We start from the raw sequence: 16,256 nt of genomic DNA, 5'->3' as shown, positions 1-16,256 counted from the left end.
TCTGGCTGTCAAGTGGCTGTCCGGATACCTAGGGGAAAGTGCTAATGTCCGGCCATGAGTTCCCTGCTGAAACTGTTGCTGATCGAAGACGACGACGCCATGCAGACCGCCTTGCAGCGCGCCCTGAGCCGGCGCGGCATGAACGTGTGCGCCTGCACCGACGGCCGGCTGGCGCTGGCGCAGTGGACGGCCGCCCAGCCCGACGTGGTGGTGCTCGACCTCAGCCTGCCCGGACTGGACGGCCTGGAGGTGCTGGCGCAGGCACGCCGCCAGGGGCTGCTCACGCCGGTTCTGATCCTGACGGCGCGCGGCACGGTGGGTGACCGCATCATCGGGCTGAACACAGGCGCAGACGACTACCTGCCCAAGCCGTTCGACCTGGACGAACTGGAGGCGCGGCTGCGCGCCCTGATCCGCCGCCGCCCGGCATCCAACACTGAATCAGGCTCCACCGCTTACCTGGCGGGCACACTTCGCTATGAAAAAGAGAGTGGCGCCATCTATAACCAAGGCTTGGTACTGGAACTCACGCCGCGCGAGCTGGCGCTGCTGCAGGCGCTCATCGTCAAGCCCGGCCATGCGGTGTTGAAGGAAAAGCTCTTCGAGCTGGTTTTTCCGGGGGAAGCCGAAGTGCAGTACGAAGCCGTCGAAGTGGTGGTTTACCGGCTGCGCAAAAAGCTGGCGGGCACCGGCGTCACGCTGGTCACGCTGCGCGGCCTGGGCTACTTGCTGAAGGTCGATGCGTGAGCCATGGAATGAACCACGCCAGAGCCGTCTTCAGAGCCGTCTCTCTTCGCAGATATCTGTTGCTTGGCATTTTGCTGCCCGTCGGCCTGCTGGTCATCGTGAACGCCGTGGGGCTGTACAGCCAGGCATTCAGCGCCATCAACACGGCTTATGACCGCACACTGCTGGCTTCAGCCAAGTCGATTGGCGAGCAGCTTGAGGTGACCGGCTACGACGAGCTGTCCGTGCTGCGCGTCGCCGTGCCCTATGCCGCGCTTGAAGCCTTCGAGGCCGACAACCAGAGCCGCCTGTTTTACCGGGTGTCGAGCCTGGACGGCGAGATGGTGTCGGGTTTTGCTGCGCTGCCTTTCTGGCGCGGCCGCATTCCGGCCAGGCCTCCGTATTCGGCACTGGTAGATTTTTACGACGATGTGTTTGGTGAAGATGCGGTGCGCGTCGCCGTGCTGCTGCAGCCGGTCGCCAGTTCCAAAGGCCGCGGCATGGCCGTCATCCAGGTGGCAGAAACGCTCGAACTGCGCACCACCCTGGCGCGCAAGATCCTGGTGGACACGCTGTGGCGCCAGGCGCTGCTGCTGGCGGTGATTGCGCTGGTGGTCGTGGTCGTGGTGCAACGCGCCACGCGGCCGGTGCGCCGTCTCAGCGCCGAGCTGCAGGCCCGGCCCGAAGGCGACCTGAGCGTCATTGACGCGCACGGTGCGCCGCGTGAACTGCTGCCGCTGGTCGATGCCACCAACCAGGTGATGGGCCGGCTGCAGCACCTGCTGGAAAACCAGAAGCGCTTCGTGCGCGACACTGCCCACCAGCTGCGCACGCCGCTGGCGGTGCTCAAGGTGCAGGTGCAGTCGGCGCTGCGCGGCGACCAGGACGCCACCGAGGCGTTAGCCGACATCAGCCAGACGGTAGACCGCGCCACGCAGCTGGCCAACCAGATGCTGGCGCTGGCCAAGGTCGAGCAACTGCGCCAGCAGCCCGACCCGCAGGCCATTGACCTGGCCCGGGTGGCGCGGCAGGTGGCGCTGGACCTGTCGCCGCTGATTGCCGAAAAAGACATCGACTTTGGCATTGAAACGCAGCCCGGCCGGGTGCAGGCGCATGAATGGATGCTGGGCGAACTGACGCGCAACCTGCTGCACAACGCCATCAAGCACACGCCGGCGGGCGGCACGCTGACGGTTCGCACCACTTGCGAGGAACACCACGTGATGTTGAGCGTCAGCGACAGCGGCACCGGTATTCCGGACGAACTGGCGGTGCGGCTCTACCAGCCCTTTTCCGCAGGCGACGTTCCCCACGGCTCCGGCCTGGGACTGGCCATCTGCCTGGAAATTGTGCAGGCGCTGGGCGGCGGCATTGCCCTGGAAAATCGGCTTGCGCATGGCAGGGTGATGGGCCTGGACGCCACGGTGCGACTGCCGCTGGTCCAGAATATGAATTCAGGAGGAAGATGAATGGAAAAATTGCGTATCGACAAATGGCTCTGGGCGGCCCGGTTCTACAAGACGCGCTCGCTGGCCGTCGAGGAAATCGACAAGGGACGCGTGCGCGTCAATGACCTGGAAGCCAAGCCTTCGCGCGAGGTCAAGGCGGGCGACACGGTGGCGCTGCGGCAGGGAACGCTCATCCGCACGCTGGTGGTGCGCGGCATCAGCAGCCAGCGCGGCCCGGCGCCGGTGGCCCAGCAGCTTTATGAAGAAACCGAAGAAAGCCTGGCGCTCAAGGCCCGGGCCACCGAACAGCGGCACCTGACCAGCGACCCGGCCAGCAGCCTGGAGCACGGCCGGCCCACCAAGCGCGACCGCCGCAGCCTGGACAAGGCGCAAGGCAAGGACTGGGACAACCGCTGGAGCGCTTCGGCGGACCGCTGACCGACCGCTGGCCGAGCGCAGGCCGACCGCCAGCAAATTGCTACGTTTTTAATAGCTGCTTGCGCCCATGGCTGTTGCGGAAGAAGGTTTTTTGTTTCGCAATCACAACGCAGGCGCGTCGCTCATGGCCTTCAGGTTGGCCTTGAGCTGCTCGCTCATCGGCAGGTTCAGGTTCACACCCTTGGGCGGAATTGGCGACATGAACCACTTGGTGTAAAGCTTCTCGAATTCGCCCGACTTCATCAGGCGGTTGATGGTGCCATCGACCAGCTTCTTGAATTCCGGGTCGTCCTTGCGCAGCATGCAGGCATAGGGCTCGACCTGTAGCGAGTCGCCCACTACTTCCAGCGCCGCCGGATTCTTGGAGTTGGCCATCAGGCCGAACAGCAAAATGTCGTCCATGGCAAACGCCAGGGCGCGGTCGTTTTCCACCAGCAGCAACGAGTCGTCATGGTCCTTGCCCAGGATCAACTGCATGTCAAGGTTCTTGTCGGCGCTGTACTTGCGAATCACCTGCGCATTGGTGGTGCCGGTGGTGCTGGCTACCGTCTTTTTGGCCAGGTCGGCATAGTTCTTGATGCCCGAACTTTTCTTGGTCAGCAAGCGCGTGCCGGTGTAGAAATGGTTGGTGGCAAAGGCAACGTCCTTGGCCCGGGTACTGTTGTTGGTGGTCGATCCGCATTCGAGATCGTAGGTGCCGTTGACCAGCAGCGGAATGCGGTTTTGCGACGTGACCGGCATGGTGGCGACTTGAAGGTTCGGCTTCTTGAGCTTTTTGCGCACGTCGTCCACGATGGCGTCGGTCAGTTCAACCGCAAAGCCGACCGACTTGGACGAGCCGATCAGGTAGCTGAAAGGCACCGACGCCTCGCGGTAGGACACGGTGATCTTGTTGCTGTCATTGATTTTTTGCAGGGTCTGCGCGCTGGCTGCGGTGGCCAGACCGGAGGTCAGCAAAACGGCGGTCATCAGAATCGAGAATTTCATGCTTTTTTCTTTCAAAAAAGTAAAGGCGCTTGCCTGTCAGGAAAAAATTTTCCACTGCAAACAACCCCGGTGCGTGAGGCTGATTTTCACCATAAACCGGGTATGCAAGCCTATGGTTTACCCAAGCCTTGAACGGGCCAGAAACCGGGCGCAGTTCCGCACAGGCCGGGGACTGCCATGCAATTTCTCTGCCAGCCCGATGTGTTCATGACCGCTTGGAGGCCGGGCCTTGCAACGCCAGGCAGCGCCTGGGGGCAGCGCTGGCTTATAGTGCCAATTCTTCTCCGTTCACCCTGCGCGCAAGCCCCCAACCCATTTTTATCCATGAAAACCAAAGCCGCCGTCGCCTGGAAATCAGGCCAGCCCCTGACCATTGAAACCGTTGACCTTGAAGGCCCGAAGTTCGGCGAGGTGCTGGTCGAGATCAAGGCCACCGGTATCTGCCACACCGACTACTACACGCTCTCGGGCGCCGACCCGGAAGGCATCTTCCCGGCCATCCTCGGCCACGAAGGCGCGGGCATCGTCGTCGATGTCGGCCCCGGCGTCACGTCGCTCAAAAAGGGCGACCATGTCATTCCGCTCTACACGCCCGAATGCCGACAGTGCAAGTTCTGCCTGTCGCGCAAGACCAATTTGTGCCAGCTGATTCGCGGCACCCAGGGCAAGGGCCTGATGCCCGATGCGACCAGCCGCTTCAGCCTGGACGGCCAGCCGATCTTTCACTACATGGGCACGTCAACCTTCAGCAACTACACGGTGGCGCCTGAAATCTCGCTGGCCAAGATCCGCAAGGACGCGCCCTTCGACAAGGTCTGCTACATCGGCTGCGGCGTCACCACCGGCATTGGCGCGGTGCTGTTCACCGCCAAGGTCGAGGCCGGCGCCAATGTGGTCGTGTTTGGCCTGGGCGGCATCGGCCTGAACGTGATCCAGGGCGCCAAAATGGTCGGCGCCGACAAGATCATCGGCGTCGATTTGAACCCGGCGCGCGAAGCCATGGCGCGCAAGTTTGGCATGACGCATTTTCTGAACACCAGGGACATCGAAGCGGCTGGCGGCAACATCGTCGACGCCATTGTCCAGCTCACCGACGGCGGCGCGGATTACAGTTTTGAGTGCATCGGCAACACCAAGGTGATGCGCCAGGCGCTCGAATGCACGCACAAGGGCTGGGGCCGCAGCATCATCATCGGCGTGGCCGAGGCCGGCGCGGAAATCTCGACCCGCCCGTTCCAGCTCGTCACCGGCCGCCACTGGGAAGGTTCGGCCTTCGGTGGCGCGCGCGGGCGCACCGACGTGCCGAAAATCGTTGACTGGTACATGGAAGGCAAGATCAACATCGACGACCTCATCACCCACACCATGCCGCTCGAAGACATCAACAAGGGCTTCGACTTGATGAAAAGCGGCGAATCGATTCGCGGCGTCGTTATTTATTAACCAAATAGGCCTTTTGCGCATACTGGACGTGCGCAGGCAGCTATCAAATCAGGAGTATCGATGAATTCCAGCCCCTTGGCACTGCTCAGCGAACATGCCTGCTTCAACGGCAGGCAGCGCTTTTACCAGCACGGGTCCAGCGAAATCGGCCTGCCGATGAAGTTCTCGGTTTTCCTGCCATCGCAGGCTTCAACAGGCCCGGTCCCCGCGCTGCTTTACCTGGCGGGCCTGACCTGCAACGAGGAAACCTTCATGGCCAAGGCAGGCGCCCAGCGCCTGGCCGCCGAGCTGGGCCTGGCCTTGATTGCGCCCGACACCAGCCCGCGCGGCGCCAAAGTGCCGGGCGAGTCTGAAAGCTGGGATTTCGGCGTGGGCGCCGGGTTTTACCTCGACGCTACGCAGGCGCCATGGGCGCAGCATTACCGCATGGAAAGCTGGATCACCGCCGAACTGCTGCCGCTGCTGACAGGCGCGCTGCCGATTGACGCCGAACGCATCGGCATCTTCGGCCATTCGATGGGCGGCCATGGCGCCCTGACGCTGGCGCTGCGGCATCCGGACTTGTTCAAGTCCGTGTCGGCCTTTGCGCCGATTTGCGCACCCAGCCAGTGCCCGTGGGGCCGCAAAGCCTTCACCGGCTACCTCGGCGCTGACGAATCGGACTGGCTGGCCCACGATGCCAGCGCGCTGATGCAGCAAAGCGCCAGCGCGCCCTACCCCGCCGGCATCCTGATCGACCAGGGCCTGGCCGACAAATTTTTGCCTGACCAGTTGCATCCGGACCTGTTCGAAGCCGCCTGCGCCGCAGTCGGCCAGCCCTTGAGCCTGCGCCAGCATGCCGGCTACGACCACGGCTACTACTTCATCGCCACCTTCATGGCCGACCACCTGAGGCACCACGTTAGGCAGTTGACACAAGCAGGAACATAAATCCAGTTGGAGCCGCAGTCTTGGTGGACGATTCGGGTGGAATGGGTTTGCAGCACAAAGTGCATCGACAACAATGGGTTGACCTTAGAATTAATGCATCTACAGTAAATGGATGGGAATCAAACTGATCTGGGACGAGGCCAAGCGCCGGTCAAACCTGGTCAAGCATGGGCTGGATTTTGGCGATGCGGGCGAAGTGCTCGAATCGCGCTTTCGCCTGGACATGGCAGTGGTGCGCGGCGGCGAGTCGCGGATGCAGTCGATTTCCTACGCACTGGGCTTTCTGGCGGTGTTGACGGTGGTTCACACCGAGCGCGAAGGTGCAACGCGCGTCATCAGCTTTCGCCCGGCAAGCCACAAGGAACGTGAGGTTTACGATGCCTGGCTTGAAAACGAATGCATTGAGCCGTAAGGAAGTGCTGGCCGCCGTGCGCGCGGTGCCGGCTGCCAAAAACTTCGTCTGGGATGGCGCGGATGAGGACGAACGCCCGGCCAGTGATGAGGAATTAAGCGCTGGCGTGACCGCCTATCGCAAGCGCGGGCGCCCGGCTGGCGGCGCCACCAAGGAGCAGGTGGCGATTCGCCTTGACCGCGAGGTGCTGGCCGCCTTCCGCGCCGCCGGGCCTGGGTGGCAAACGCGCATGAATGATGCGCTGAAGGACTGGCTGCACACACACTCACCCGGTTGAATGATGGAAAAAAGCCAAGCATGGCAAGGCTGGACTGACAATTTTTTGCTCAACCAGCAGCATCCAGAGCGATTTGAAGCCGTTTGGGCCCCGTCCAGCCCTTGAACCTGCGCCGCCATGCCGGCTACGACCACGGTTACTACTTCATCGCCACCTTCATGGCCGACCACCTGAGGCACCACGCCAGGCAGTTGCAGACTCAAGTTTTAAGGCGAGGCTAAGCTTGCGATCCTACAATGCCGCGCTATGCCGTTGCACTCGCCTACTCCTGCCCCACACGCTGCCCAGCCTGCCCTTGCGGCCTCAAGTTTGAAGGCCGGGCCACGCCTTGCCGGCATGCGGCCGCTCTGGGTGGTCGTGCTCGCCAGTTTCTGGATCGCCACCATTTGCAACGTGGCGCTGTGGCGCGCGCTGGCCCGGCTGCCCGACCTGACCAGCGGCCAGGCGGTCACGGTCAGTGTGGCGCTGGGGCTGGTGATCGGGCTGGCCACGGCCGGATTGCTCAGCCTGCTGGCCTGGCGCTGGACGCTCAAGCCGGTCATCATGCTGTTTTGCGTGTCGGCGGCTTTCGGCGCCTATTTCATGATGGCTTATGGCGTCGTCATCGACAAGGCCATGATGATCAACACGCTGCAGACCGATATGCGCGAAACGCGCGACCTGCTGAACTGGCGCCTGCTGGCCACCGTGCTGGTGCTGGCGGTACTGCCCTGCGTGCTGCTGTGGCGCCAGCATATCCGTCTGCAAAACCCGACACGCCAGGCGGTCTCCAACCTCGCCGCCCTGCTGGCGAGTTGCGCCCTGCTGGTCGTGGTGCTGGTGCTTTTCTTTCAAAGCATTGCCTCGGTGATGCGCAACTACCCCCAGGTGCGCTACCTGATCAACCCGCTCAATTCCTTTTATGCGCTGGGCTCGGTGGCGGCCAGGCCTTTTCAGCGCGACGAGTCGGCCATTCTGCCGCTGGGCGAAGACGCCACGCTGGGCGCCAGCTACACGGCGCAAACCAAGCCGCCCCTGTTGCTGCTGGTGCTGGGCGAAACCGGCCGCAGTGTCAATTTCGGGGTCAACGGCTACGACCGCCCGACCACGCCCGAACTGTCAAAGGAAAACATCGCCAGCCAGCGCAACGCCTGGTCGTGCGGCACCAGCACGGCGGCTTCGGTGCCGTGCATGTTTTCCCACTTCGGGCGGGCAAACTACGAATCGCGCCCGGCCAATTACGAGGGCCTGATGGACGTGCTGCAGCATGCCGGCCTGGCCGTGCTCTGGCTCGACAACCAGTCGGGCTGCAAGGGCGTTTGCGACCGCGTTCCCCATGTCGATACCAGCGCGCTGAAAGTGCCCGGCCTGTGCGACGGCGGTGAATGCTTCGACGAAGTCATGCTGCAAGGCCTGGATGCGCGCATTGCCGCCCTGCCCGCCGAGCGCCGGGCCAAAGGCGTGGTGGTGGTGATGCACCAGATGGGCAGCCACGGGCCGGCGTATTTCAAGCGGTCACCGGCAGCGTTCAAGAAATTCCTGCCCGAATGCACCGACAACGCCCTGCAAAGCTGCACGCAGCAGGGGCTGGTCAATGCCTACGACAACAGCATCGTTTATACCGACCATGTCTTGGGTTCTGCCATCCAGTGGCTCAAGGCGCAGGAGCCGCTTGCCTCGCCCGCCCTGCTCTACCTGGCCGACCACGGCGAGTCACTGGGCGAAAACAACCTCTACCTGCATGGCATGCCCTACAGCGTGGCGCCCGACGTGCAAAAGCATGTGCCGTGGATCACCTGGCTGTCGCCAGGATTCGAGCAGCGCAGCCAGATCACCACCGCTTGCCTTCAACAGCAGCTTGAAGCGCCGATCAGCCACGACAACTATTTTCATTCGGTGCTGGGCCTGATGAACGTGCAGACCCGCGTTTACCAGCCGGGGCTGGACATCTACGCCCACTGCAAGCCCGGCACGGCCGCGGGTCGCCCGGCCTCGCCGTAGCCAGCGGCCGGGCTCAGCACCCCGCCAGGGCGCAATAGGCCTTGCGGGTCTCGGGCGCCACGGCGTTCACGACTTGCTCATAGGATGTTTTTTGCCGGCCCAGCATGCGGGCGGACGCCACCGTTTTGGACTTGCAGAACCAGTGACAGGTGTGCTGCAGCAGGAACAGCTCGGCCGACACAGTAAACGCCTTGGCCTTGGGACTGCGGTTGCCGCCATTTCTTGCCGCCTGGGCAATGCCCTGCGCATGAATCGCCAGGGCCTTGCGCAAATCAAACGTGGCGGTGGGAAACAGCTTGTCGGCATAGGGAATAGCTAGCGGCAGCTTGCTGACCCGGGTCTCGGCTTCATCCACTTTTGAAAACTCGGCGCTGAAGCGATTGAGCTGGTCGCACAGCGAAGCCTCGGTACTGCCAAGCAGGTTGAAAATCTGTTCGCGGCGCTGAACATCGGATTCACCCAGCGCCCGCATGTAGCCTTCGCTCAGCGTTTCCATGAGTTTTTCAATCTGGTATTTCCCAAGGTGGCTGCCCAGCAAGGCAATGCGCCCGCGCTGGTATTTTGACTTGAGCATGTGCGCGGCGATGGCGACAAGCATCGCCAGCATAAAAATATCCATGGGTACGGTTTTTTCGGAAAGATTGGAAAACGAAAAAGCGGAAAAGTACAAAGGCGAAGCCCGAAGTGTAGTCACCCGGCATTTTCGGCCGTGAACAGCAGGACAACGAGGCTTACCAGGCTAGATGACCATGGTTTGCAGTCTGCCTGTGTGAATAAGGCCCGTAGAAAAAGGCATGATGCCTGCATGAACAGCCTTAGCAACCCATCTTCCGCCTCAGAACCCCTGTTCTACCGCAAAGTCAAAAGGATCCTTATCTCTGAAATCGCTTCAGGTGTTTTGACACCCGGCGTGAAGTTTCCCAATGAAAAAGCACTGGCCTTGCGATTCGGCGTATCCATTGGCACCTTGCGCCGCGCCGTTGAGGAACTGGTGGCCGAAAACATCCTGGTGCGTTACCAGGGACGCGGCACCTTTGTTCGCAACCTGGACCAGGAACGTTTCCTGTTCCAGTTTTTCAAGCTGGCTGATCGCAGCGGAAAATTTGAATACCCGTCGGTCACGCTCGTTTCCTTTGAATGCGCCGCCGCCACCAACGAGGAAGCCAAAGCGCTCGGCCTGTCGGGTGACGCCAAGGTTTTCCGGATAGAAAACGTACTGTCTCTCAACGGCCAGGCCACGGTTCACGACCGCATTACCATCGACGCCCAGCTTTTTGACGGCCTGACCCGCGAGCAACTGGAGATGCGCAGCGGAACGATTTATGAGCTATACCAGCGCGACTTCGGCATTACCGTGGCCGGCGCCAACGAACGCTTGCGCGCAGAAAATGCAGACAGCCGAAGCGCCGATCTGCTCGGCCTTGAAGCGGGCACTTCCGTGATGCGTATTGAACGCGTCGCCTACACGGTTGAAAACCTGCCCTGCGAATGGCGTATTTCCATGGTGGACACGCGTCAAGTGGAATACGTGTCGCGCTCGTCCAGGGAATGAGCGCCTGAACACCTGACGGCCGGGCTGGGCTGAGCGCCAAAAAAAAGCATTTGGACACTAATCCAGGGAAAACCCTGCATGGAAAAGTCATATAGATGATCTATATTTATCTGGCAAACAGAAGTTGTTGTGCTTTTTCAGGGTTACGGAACCCGTCCCACTTTCCTCATCCATCTCACGGAGAATTTCAATGATCCATTGCGTATTGCACGAAGAAAAAGACAGCGTGGCTGTCGTCGTTGTTGAAGGCATTCAGGCAGGCCAGGACATGACCGCCCTGATCCTGGATGACGACCGCACCATCACCATCAAGGCCAACGCAGCCATCCCGATTGGCCACAAGGTGGCGGTCAAGACGATGGCTGAAGGCGACACCGTGATCAAGTACGGCACCGACATCGGCAAGGTCGTGGCGCCGATTGCCATTGGCGACCATGCACACGTCCACAACATCAAGACCAAGCGCTGGTAAGCCGCGCCACTGCCCCACTGCCGCCAGTCCATCCACTTCAATCCAAGGTTTTTTCATCATGTCCATCATCGACAACAACACGACTTTCTGGGGCTATCGCCGCGAAAACGGCCGCGTCGGCGTGCGCAACCACGTCATCATCCTGCCGCTGGACGACTTGTCCAACGCCGCTGCTGAAGCGGTCGCCCATGCGGTCAAGGGCACGATGGCCATTCCTCATCCTTATGGCCGCCTGCAATTCGGCGCCGACCTGGAACTGCATTTCCGCACGCTGATCGGCGCGGGTTCCAACCCCAACGTCGCCGCCGTGGTGGTCATCGGCATTGAAGACAGCTGGACCAAAAACGTGGTCGATGGCATTGCCGCCACCGGCAAGCCGGTCATCGGCTTCGGCATTGAAGGCCATGGCGACCATGAAACCATCATGCGTGCGTCGCAGGCTGCGAAGAAAATGATCCAGCATGCCACTGCCATCCATCGCGTCGAATGCCCGATTTCCGACCTGTGGGTGTCCACCAAGTGCGGCGAATCCGACACCACCTCCGGCTGCGGCGCCAACCCGACGGTCGGCAATGCCTTCGACAAAATGTATGACCTGGGCACCACACTGGTGTTCGGTGAAACCTCCGAACTGACGGGCGGCGAACACCTGGTTGCAGCGCGCTGCCGCACTGAAAAGGTACGCACCGACTTCATGAAGATGTTCGACGACTACCAGGACATGATCAAGCGCCACGCCACCACCGACCTGTCCGATTCGCAGCCCACCAAGGGCAACATTGCCGGTGGCCTGACGACCATCGAGGAAAAGGCCCTTGGCAACATCCAGAAGATTGGCAAGAAGTGCATGGTCGATGGCGTGCTCGACAAGGCCGTGACCCCTGACAAGCCCGGCCTGTGGTTCATGGACTCGTCGTCTGCCGCTGCCGAAATGGTCACGCTGTGCGCGGCTTCCGGTTTCGTGGTCCACCTGTTCCCTACCGGCCAGGGCAACGTGATCGGCAATGCGATTGTGCCGGTCATCAAGATCTGCGCCAACCCGCGCACCGTGCGCCTGATGAGCGAGCACATCGACGTGGACTGCTCCGGCCTGCTGCAGCGCGAACAGACGATGGATGCCGCAGGCGACGCGCTGCTCGACATGATGATGCAAACCGTCAACGGCCGCTTCACCTCGGCCGAAGCACTGGGCCACCGCGAATTCGTCATGACCCGCCTGTTCGAAAGCGCCTGACCGCAAGTAGCCAGCGTTAACGGAAAAGATTACACAGCGCGCCTGAGTGTGCGCGTGTGCCCGGCCTTCCTGCTGCGGCACACGCTGCAGCCGTTCCCAACCCACCCACGGAGTTTTGAATGATCACACGGCGCTTTGCCCTTCACGCGATTGCATCGGCTGCGGCCGTGTCGCTTGTGCCCTCTCTTTCGTTTGCCCAGGATGTGAGCAGTTACCCGTCCAAGCCGATTCGCTACATCGTGCCCTTCCCGCCGGGCGGACTGACCGATGTGATGGCACGTCTGATTGCGTTGAACGCAGGCATGGCGCTCAAGCAATCCATTCTGGTGGACAACCGTGCCGGTGCCAGCGCCAACCTGGGCGCCGATCTGGCCGCCAAATCCCCGCCTGACGGCTATACCTGGCTGGCCATCACGCTGGCCCATGCAGTCAACCAGTCGCTGTTCACCAACCTGCCCTACAGCCTTGAAAAAAACCTGGCGCCTGTGGCCCATCTGGCTACCAGCCCGCTGGTGCTGGTCGTGAACGAAAGCAACCCGGCCAAAACGCTGGCCGAATTTCTGGTCCAGGCACGCGCCAAGCGTCTGAATGCCGGCTCCAGTGGCAACGGCACCCCGCCGCATCTGGGTCTGGAGTTGCTGGCGCTGAACGCCAAAATCGAGGTTTCGCATATTCCCTACAAGGGCGGCGCTCCTTCACTGAACGACCTGCTGGGCTCGCAACTCGATTTCATCGTGTCGAACCTGCCGGAATGCTCGACCTATGTCAAAGCCGGCAAGCTGCGCGCGCTGGCCGTGACCTCCGCCAAGCGACACCCGTTGCTGCCCGACGTACCGACATTTGCCGAATCCGGACTGCCCGGTGTCGAGCTTGAAAACTGGACAGGCCTGATGATGCCCGCCGGCACACCCAAGGCGATCATCGACAAGGTGGCAAGCGAAGCGATCAAGTCGGTCAAGTCCAGGGAAATATCGGATCGCGTTGCTGCCATGGGCTTTACACCCACCGGCCTTGGCCCTGCCGAATTCGGCGAAGTGATCAAAAAGGACGTCATCCGTTGGCGCGAAATCGTCAAGGTCCGCAACATTCAGGCGGGCTAAACAGCTATGAATATGAAAAAAATTGTCATCACCGAGTTCATGGACGAATCGGCAGTCGCTTCATTGCGCGCATCGTTCAATGTCGTGTATGACCCGAAGCTGGTCGACGATGCAGCCCGGCTGATGGGCGAAGTCGCCGATGCGGATGCCGTGATCGTGCGAAACCGCACCCAGGTTCGCGGCGAACTGCTGGCGGCCTGCGCAAAAGCCACGGTGATTGGCCGTCTCGGCGTGGGCCTGGACAACATTGATGTGCCCGCCTGCGAAGCACGCGGCATGAAGGTGATTCCCGCCACCGGCGCCAACGCGCTGGCCGTTGCCGAATATGTGATTGGCACAGCCATGGTGTTGCTGCGCGGGGTTTACCTGTCCACCGACCTGGTTGCCAGCGGCCAATGGCCCCGGGCAGCCCTGTCGAACGGACGCGAGATTTCCGGCACCTGCCTCGGGCTCATCGGCTTTGGCGGTATTGGCCGGCTGACGGCGCGCTTGGCCCAAGGTCTGGGCATGACCGTCATCGCCCATGATCCGATGCTGGCCAGTGACAGCCCGGTGTGGTCCGAAACCGGGGTGCGTTGCGCGGCGCTTGATCAACTCATCGCGTCAGCCGATGTGATCAGCCTGCATGTGCCGCTCACGCCGGGCACGGCCAATATGCTGTCGGCCGAACGCATCGGGCAAATGAAGCCAGGGGCGGTGGTCATCAACACCTCACGCGGCGGCATTGCCGACGAAGCGGCCGTGGCGGCTGCCCTGCGCGAAGGCCGTCTTGGCGGCGCCGCCTTCGACGTCTTCGAGCCCGAGCCGCTGGCCGCCGGCAACCCGTGGGAGGGTTGCAAAAATGCCATCCTCACGCCGCATGTGGCGGGCGTTACTGCCGAGTCCAATGTGCGCGTGTCCACCCTGATTGCGGCCGAAGTGGCCCGCATCCTGAAAGCCTGACCCATGCCGCATCCCTACGAAGAACTCAAATCCCTGGTTGAAGCCGCGCTGCAAAAAGCCGGTGCGTCGCCCGTGCAGGCCAGTACCACGGCGCTTGCGCTGCTGGCAGCAGAAGCCAGTGGCCTGCCCTCGCATGGACTGTCGCGGGTGCCGATGTATGTCGGACACCTGAAAGCTGGTCGCGTCGTTGGCGATGCCGTGCCGGTCATCAAGAACCAGCGCGCCAGTGCGGTGCTGATCGATGCCTGCAACGGTTTTGCCTTTCCTGCCTGCCGACTGGCCATTGATGAAGCCATTGCGCGCGCGGCGCAAACCGGCATTGCCATTGCCGCCGTCACCAACAGCCACCATTTCGGCATGGCGTCGTACCACCTGGACGCCGTAGCCAGCGCCGGCATGGTTGGCATTGCCTGCGGCAACTCGCCAGCCGCCATGCCGGCAGCAGGCGGCAAACGGCCGATTTTCGGCACCAACCCGATTGCGGCGATCTTTCCGCGCGAAGGCAAAAACCCCGTCAGCATCGACCTGTCGCTGTCTGAAGTGGCACGCGGCAAACTGATGGTGGCGGCCAAAAAAGGCGAATCCATTCCACTGGGTTGGGCGCTCGACAGCGATGGCAACCCGACCACCGACCCGAAACAAGGCCTGGAAGGCTCAATGCTGCCCATGGGCGGCGTCAAGGGCGCCATGCTGGCACTGATTGTCGAACTGCTGGTGACCACGCTGACCGGTGCACATTTTGGTGCCGAAGCCGACACATTCTTTGAGGACGAAGGCAACCAGCCCCGACTGGGCCAGGCCTTTATCGTGATTGACCCGACCGCGCTGGGCGGAACGGCGGTGTACGGCGAACGCATCGAAGCCCTGCTGGCGGCCATGCTGGTGGACGAAGGCGTGCGGCTTCCGGGCCAGCGGCGTTTTGACCTGATGGCCAAAGCAGGTGCTGACGGCGGCATCGACGTCACGGCGGCAACGCTAGACGCCATCCGCGCCCTGAGCTGAGTTCCCCTGTTAACGCAACCTTCAAGCACCTGATGCAATTGAGCGGCAGCAACTTCAAGGGAATCATTCCGGGCGTGCTGATCTGCGCCGTGATTGCCCTGTCAGCAACCTTCTTGTCGGAACACTACGGTGGCCCGCAACTGCTGTATGCCCTGCTGATCGGGCTGTCGATGCATTTTTTGTCGCTGCAGGAAAGCACCCGCAGCGGCATCACCTTTTGCGCCAAGACCGTGCTCCGGATCGGTGTGGCACTGCTGGGCATCCGTATCACGCTGGGTCAGGTGTCGCACCTCGGCATGAGCGTGGGCATCGTGCTGGTGCTGGCCGTGGCCCTGACGATTGGCACGGGTTTACTGCTGGCACGCTGGCTTGGGCGGCCGATGGAGGAAGGCATTTTGTCGGGCGGGTCGGTCGGCATCTGCGGCGCTTCAGCAGCCATGGCGATTTCATCCGTACTGCCGCAAACCAAAGAAAACGAGCGTTTCACCCTTCTGGCGGTGGTCGGCGTGACGGTGCTGTCCACCACCGCCATGGTGCTTTATCCGTTCTTCATGCAACTGCTGGCGCTGTCGCCAGTGCAGTCGGGTATTTTTCTGGGCGGCACGATCCACGATGTGGCGCAGGTGGTGGCCGCCGGCATGATGATGGGCCAGGAGGCTGGCGACGCTGCCACCGTGGTCAAGCTTTTTCGCGTCGTGCTGCTGATGCCGGTGGTGCTGTTGATTGCTTTTTTCTACCGCAAGCATGCAGCGGCTGCCACGGCCGGGGGCGGCAAAAAGGAAAAAGTGCCGCTGGTGCCCACTTTCCTGATCGGCTTCATGGTGCTGGTGCTGGTGGCCAGCACCGGCATGGTGCCGGCAGTAGTAGTTGCCGGTGCCAGTGACGTGTCGCGCGCATGCCTGGTGATCGCGATTTCCGCAGCCGGCGTCAAGACCAGTTTTGAAGATTTGAAAAAGCTGGGCTGGCAGCCCGTGGTGATGCTGGTGACCGAAACCCTCATGATTGCGGTTTTTGTGCTGGTGGCGATCTTGCTGCTGAAGCTGGGTCAGCCTTGAGCCGGATACGGACGCGGTTGCATCGTTTGACAACGCGCTTGAAACGCAGACGCCCTGCGCCAAAGGCTCCGTCAGCCTGAAAAACCAAAGCATGTTTTATTGCCATGCCAATCCATAAAGTCGGGACTAAGCCGCATTAAAACCCAAGCTGTTCAAATGTCAATTGCTATTGAATAGAGCCAATTGCACAATTCTGCGTCATAGGTTCAGAAGACTGGTTTTTCGTAAAAGCCAAGCTGGATGCGATCGAACTGAAGA

At 61.6% G+C, this 16,256-nt stretch carries 17 protein-coding genes and 1 pseudogene; 16 read left to right on the top strand and 2 right to left on the bottom strand.

Annotated elements, in window-relative coordinates:
* Positions 1–54: 54 nt before the first annotated feature.
* The 3 genes from GZ092_RS14325 to GZ092_RS14315 are packed head-to-tail and all read left to right on the top strand — an operon-like array spanning position 55 to position 2,612.
* A complete protein-coding gene (locus tag GZ092_RS14325; protein WP_293637370.1) occupies positions 55–747 on the top strand; it encodes a response regulator transcription factor in 693 nt (230 codons plus the stop codon).
* Positions 748–755: 8 nt separating this feature from the next.
* Entirely contained in the window at positions 756–2,195 is a 1,440-nt protein-coding gene (locus tag GZ092_RS14320; protein ID WP_293637368.1) for a sensor histidine kinase, read from the top strand.
* Positions 2,196–2,612, top strand: a complete 417-nt coding sequence (locus tag GZ092_RS14315) for an RNA-binding S4 domain-containing protein (protein WP_293637366.1) — start codon at positions 2,196–2,198, stop codon at positions 2,610–2,612.
* A 102-nt stretch (positions 2,613–2,714) separates the two neighbouring features.
* Here the strand turns inward: GZ092_RS14315 and GZ092_RS14310 are convergent, their stop codons facing one another.
* A complete protein-coding gene (locus tag GZ092_RS14310; RefSeq protein WP_293637364.1) occupies positions 2,715–3,599 on the bottom strand; it encodes a transporter substrate-binding domain-containing protein in 885 nt (294 codons plus the stop codon).
* Between the two features lie 324 nt (positions 3,600–3,923).
* Here GZ092_RS14310 and GZ092_RS14305 point away from each other — a divergent pair, with 324 nt between their 5' ends.
* The 6 genes and pseudogenes from GZ092_RS14305 to GZ092_RS14280 all read left to right on the top strand — a co-directional run bounded on the left by GZ092_RS14305 (position 3,924) and on the right by GZ092_RS14280 (position 8,641).
* Positions 3,924–5,042, top strand: a complete 1,119-nt coding sequence (locus GZ092_RS14305; RefSeq protein WP_293637362.1) for an S-(hydroxymethyl)glutathione dehydrogenase/class III alcohol dehydrogenase — start codon at positions 3,924–3,926, stop codon at positions 5,040–5,042.
* Positions 5,043–5,102: 60 nt separating this feature from the next.
* Positions 5,103–5,972, top strand: coding sequence for an S-formylglutathione hydrolase (fghA, locus tag GZ092_RS14300; RefSeq protein ID WP_293637360.1), 870 nt, complete (start codon positions 5,103–5,105; stop codon positions 5,970–5,972).
* Between the two features lie 112 nt (positions 5,973–6,084).
* Positions 6,085–6,384 (top strand): BrnT family toxin, encoded by a 300-nt coding sequence (locus GZ092_RS14295; protein WP_293637358.1) that lies wholly within the window; start codon positions 6,085–6,087, stop codon positions 6,382–6,384.
* Entirely contained in the window at positions 6,374–6,661 is a 288-nt protein-coding gene (locus tag GZ092_RS14290) for a BrnA antitoxin family protein (RefSeq protein WP_293637356.1), read from the top strand. The genes GZ092_RS14295 and GZ092_RS14290 overlap by 11 nt, the downstream gene beginning before the upstream one ends.
* A gap of 24 nt (positions 6,662–6,685) precedes the next feature.
* Positions 6,686–6,882 (top strand): annotated as a pseudogene (locus GZ092_RS14285) (hypothetical protein); the annotation flags it as partial.
* A gap of 115 nt (positions 6,883–6,997) precedes the next feature.
* Entirely contained in the window at positions 6,998–8,641 is a 1,644-nt protein-coding gene (locus GZ092_RS14280) for a phosphoethanolamine--lipid A transferase (RefSeq protein WP_293637355.1), read from the top strand.
* A gap of 13 nt (positions 8,642–8,654) precedes the next feature.
* Here the strand turns inward: GZ092_RS14280 and GZ092_RS14275 are convergent, their stop codons facing one another.
* Positions 8,655–9,260, bottom strand: coding sequence for a hypothetical protein (locus GZ092_RS14275; protein WP_293637354.1), 606 nt, complete (start codon positions 9,258–9,260; stop codon positions 8,655–8,657).
* Positions 9,261–9,446: 186 nt separating this feature from the next.
* Between GZ092_RS14275 and GZ092_RS14270 the strand changes: the two genes are divergently transcribed.
* From GZ092_RS14270 to GZ092_RS14240, 7 genes are all read left to right on the top strand, one after another.
* The gene (locus tag GZ092_RS14270; protein WP_293637404.1) at positions 9,447–10,193 is read left to right on the top strand and encodes a GntR family transcriptional regulator; all 747 of its coding nucleotides are present in this window, start codon (positions 9,447–9,449) and stop codon (positions 10,191–10,193) included.
* 190 nt (positions 10,194–10,383) lie between these two features.
* On the top strand, positions 10,384–10,665 hold the full coding sequence (locus tag GZ092_RS14265) for a UxaA family hydrolase (protein WP_293637353.1): 282 nt from the start codon (positions 10,384–10,386) through the stop codon (positions 10,663–10,665).
* 58 nt (positions 10,666–10,723) lie between these two features.
* Positions 10,724–11,899, top strand: a complete 1,176-nt coding sequence (locus GZ092_RS14260) for a UxaA family hydrolase (RefSeq protein ID WP_293637352.1) — start codon at positions 10,724–10,726, stop codon at positions 11,897–11,899.
* A 119-nt stretch (positions 11,900–12,018) separates the two neighbouring features.
* Entirely contained in the window at positions 12,019–12,999 is a 981-nt protein-coding gene (locus GZ092_RS14255; RefSeq protein ID WP_293637351.1) for a tripartite tricarboxylate transporter substrate binding protein, read from the top strand.
* Between the two features lie 12 nt (positions 13,000–13,011).
* Positions 13,012–13,941, top strand: coding sequence for an NAD(P)-dependent oxidoreductase (locus GZ092_RS14250; RefSeq protein WP_293637350.1), 930 nt, complete (start codon positions 13,012–13,014; stop codon positions 13,939–13,941).
* A 3-nt stretch (positions 13,942–13,944) separates the two neighbouring features.
* Complete coding sequence (locus GZ092_RS14245) at positions 13,945–14,943, top strand: Ldh family oxidoreductase (RefSeq protein ID WP_293637349.1); 999 nt, start codon at positions 13,945–13,947, stop codon at positions 14,941–14,943.
* A 32-nt stretch (positions 14,944–14,975) separates the two neighbouring features.
* A complete protein-coding gene (locus GZ092_RS14240) occupies positions 14,976–15,998 on the top strand; it encodes a putative sulfate exporter family transporter (protein ID WP_293637347.1) in 1,023 nt (340 codons plus the stop codon).
* Positions 15,999–16,256 lie beyond the last annotated feature (258 nt).

Source organism: Polaromonas sp. (genome assembly GCF_010365105.1).
Taxonomy (GTDB): domain Bacteria; phylum Pseudomonadota; class Gammaproteobacteria; order Burkholderiales; family Burkholderiaceae_C; genus Polaromonas.
Note: the sequence above shows the minus strand (reverse complement) of the source record. Positions and strands in the feature narration are given on the sequence as shown.